This window comes from Pseudomonas sp. B35(2017), from assembly GCF_002113645.1.
Classification (GTDB): Bacteria; Pseudomonadota; Gammaproteobacteria; order Pseudomonadales; family Pseudomonadaceae; genus Aquipseudomonas; species Aquipseudomonas ekonensis.
On sequence record NZ_NEIZ01000038.1, the window covers coordinates 1 to 3,338 of the forward strand.

The 3,338-nt window shown below is 59.2% G+C and carries 2 protein-coding genes; both read right to left on the reverse strand.

Annotation, left to right across the window (positions count from 1 at the left end; translation table 11 throughout):
* The coding region (locus CAG41_RS27975) for a DUF6531 domain-containing protein (protein WP_139835008.1) at positions 1-2,912 on the reverse strand (2,912 nt) is incomplete at its 3' end.
* Positions 2,912-3,338 (reverse strand): DUF4123 domain-containing protein (locus tag CAG41_RS27980; protein ID WP_139835009.1); only part of this gene is annotated, 427 nt, incomplete at its 5' end. The genes CAG41_RS27975 and CAG41_RS27980, both read right to left, overlap by 1 nt.

The window sequence follows — 3,338 nt, forward strand, 5'->3', positions numbered from 1 at the left end:
TTCTTCAGCAGTTGGCCGTTGAGGTCGTATTCGTAGGCGGTGCGGCGGCCGTCGAAGCCGGTTTCCTGCTGGATCAGGCCGTTGCTGTAGTAGTCGAGGTGGTAGTGCTCGCCGCGTTCGTTTTCGATGTCGGTGAGCAGCAGGCCGGCATTGTCGTAGCGGTAGCGCAACTGGCTGCCGTCCGGGTTGATGCGGCGGCTGACCAGGTGCAGGTTGTCGGCGTACTCGTAGCGGGTGATGCGGCCGAGTTCGTCGCGTTCGGCTGTCACGTTGCCATAGGCGTTGTAGGTGAACGCGCGCGTCGCGCCACCGGGCAACGTCACCTGCGACAGGCGATTGGCGTTGTCCCACTGGTACTGGGTGATGGCGCCGGACTCTTCCTGACGGGTGATCTGGCGGCCCATGGCATCGTAACGGTACTTGCGTTGCCCGCCGTCGGGCAGGCGCTCTTCCAGCAGTTGGCCAAGGTTGTTCCAACCCAACTGGTGGCGGCTGCCGTCGGGATGCGTGATTTCCAGCAATCGGCCTTGTCGGTCGTAGCTGTAGAGCGTGGCATGACCGTCCGGATCTATTTGCCGGGTGACGTCGCCTTGCTTGTTGCGCTGATACTTCCAGCTGGCCTTCCCGCGATGCACGTCGCTGACGAAGCCATTGCTGTATTCGTAGGTGATGGCTTCATCTTCAGGAGGGATGACCGCAGTCATCAACCCCTCATCGTCGTACCGGTACTCGGTCACGGCGCCCAGCGGATCCTTTTCGGCGATCAGCTGGCCTTTGTCGTTGTAAACCTTCAGATGCTCGGCACCGTCCGGATCGACCTTGCTGACCAGGCGGGCCTTGTCGTCGTGGGTGTAGATTTCTTCGCTGCTATCGGCGTTGGTGACGGTGACGGTGCCTTTGTCATCCCAGGCGTAGTGCGTATCCATCTGCGAGAAATTCGCCCAGTGATGGATACAGCGAGCGAGCTTGCCTTCGTGCTCCCACTCCCAAAAGAAGGCCGCTCCGCCAGCCAGTTGCCTTTCCAGGATCACATGTTGATCGTTGTAGCGATAACGTTCGGCTTCCCCTGCAGTGTTCTTCGCCTCAATCAGCCGGTTTTGAGCGTCGTAGCTGTAGGAGACCAGCGTCTGGACGGTGCTCCAGGCGTCTTCGAGGTTGTCCGCCGGAAGGAACTGCTGATAGTCGATTGCGACGATGTGCTTGCGGTCGTAACGCAGCAGCAGGGCACGGCCCGCGCCGTTGTCGAGGCGTTTGATGCGTCCGTGGATGTCCCGCGTGATGTGCAGCCGATTGCCGTAGCTGTCGCTGATGGCGATCAGGGTTGCGCCTTTGCTGTTGAAGCGGAAGTGGTAGAACGTCGGGCGCTTGCTTGCCTGGGCCAGAATCAGTTCGGACGGATCGTCACCCAGGAAAATGGCTGCCCGCGAAAGGCTGTTGGTGATGGCCGGACGCTGTTCGCTTGGGAGCGGGAAAGGCGTGGAACGGTTTTCATGGTCAGTCCAGATGACCTCGTCGCCCACGATTTCGATCCGGTGCGCGAGTGCATGGCTCCAGCCATGGCCCAGGCCACAATCGATTTCCACTGCGCTGGTTCGGTACAGGCGTGTCCATTCAAACGGCAGCAGCCCGTCGAGGTGGCCGTCGGTAAGCGTCAGCAGTTCTTCACCGGTGACCATCGATACCGGACATCCATCAGTGCAGGTTCCGGCAGCTGGCTCTGCGCTCTTGTCGGCAGGTGTCTTCGCCTGTTTGGCAGCATCGTCACCGGCTTTGCCTCTGCCGAGCGTCGCGTTTCTCTTTCCATCAAAACGCAGTTCAGAAATGCCGTTTCTCACCTTCGCCGTCACACCACGCGCCGCCACGGCCGTGTACTTGGCGACATACTCCATGAAGCCTTTGATGATCTTGAACACGGACTCGACAAAGCCAATCACGGCCTTGACGAGAATTTCGCCGTACTTCTTCAGTCGCGCGACGAGATAGATAATCCCTGTGCCTTCGGCCGCGATGGTCAGTACGATCCCGATCACGATGTCGATGGCAATGCCGACGACCGCAGCGGTAGTCATCTTCGCCGACTCGCCTGCCAGTTTGGTCGGCGGCAAACCTGCCAACCAGATCACGGCACTCCGAACCAGCAGAAACAATGCCGCCTCATCGCTGGCCAGCAACATGGCCTTCTTCATGACCTCTGGTGACTGCTTGGCCAAGTCAATCAGCTTTTGGGTGCCGGCGCCGAGATCTTCCTTGAACTTTCCTGGATCCTGAAGGATGTCCAGAACCAGGCTGATGCCATCCCACACGCCCTTGATGGCCTCCCAGCCACCTTCAAGGATGCCTTTACCGACAGACATCACCATGGTGGATGCCGATAGGGTTGACCATTGCGGTTTGAAGCCGGCCCATTCCTTGCGCAGAAAACCTTCCAGATCAGCCGTGATGCCCTTGTAGGAGTTGAACAAGGCATCGATTTGCGCTGGAGTCACTTCATTGTGAACCCGGATCTTGTAGTACTTGCCAGGAATGCCTCCCGTCCAGCTGGCCTTTCCTTTGGCGTCCAGTTTGACTTTGCTGACGGCACCACCCTCCACGGCGACGATTTCGACTTCGATATCACCCACCGGAATGTCGTATACCGATTCGAATTTGCTCTCGATGAGCAACGGCCCTTTGAGCGGGCACTGAGCGACGTTTGAGGTGAAGTCGCCATCTGTCATGCTCACCGACTTGCTGGTGTTGCCGACTTTGATCACTCGTTCCATGCCGAGCAGGGACGGCAGGTCAGCAGCTCGGCTGCCCTTGTCTGCAGCTCTTGCATACCAGGTCTTGGTTTGCTCCTGGTACAGCTTCAGGCTGTCTTTGAAGGAGTTGAGTTGTCCGTCAATGAACTCAATGCGTTCCTTTGCGATCATCAGCCTTGCTCCAGAATCAGGTGGTTTAACAGTGCTTCTTTAAGGTTGTCCGGAGCATCCGGGCGACGTACGAAACGGGCGATCTTGTGTTTCAGGTTGTTCTCGGGCCAGGCGGTGTAGAGGTCCGGGCGTTCCTCCTCCAGCCATTGCATGAGGTTGCTGATCAGCGTGGTCGGATTGTCCTTGGCCAGCCCATCCAACAACCCCTTCGGCACCTCCCACCACGGCCAGTCCTTCGCCTTCCTCACCACCCGCGGCCCGACCTCCAGGCTCTGGCCGTTGATCAGGTAGCGCCCGAACACCGGCAGCAGTTCCCCGGCCGCTTCACCCAGCCCCTTGAGGATCGGGTGGATGTGCCGGCCGTCCCAGAAGCGGAAGAACACCTCGGTCCCGTCCGGCATCTTCACTTGGGTGAGGCTGCGCAGG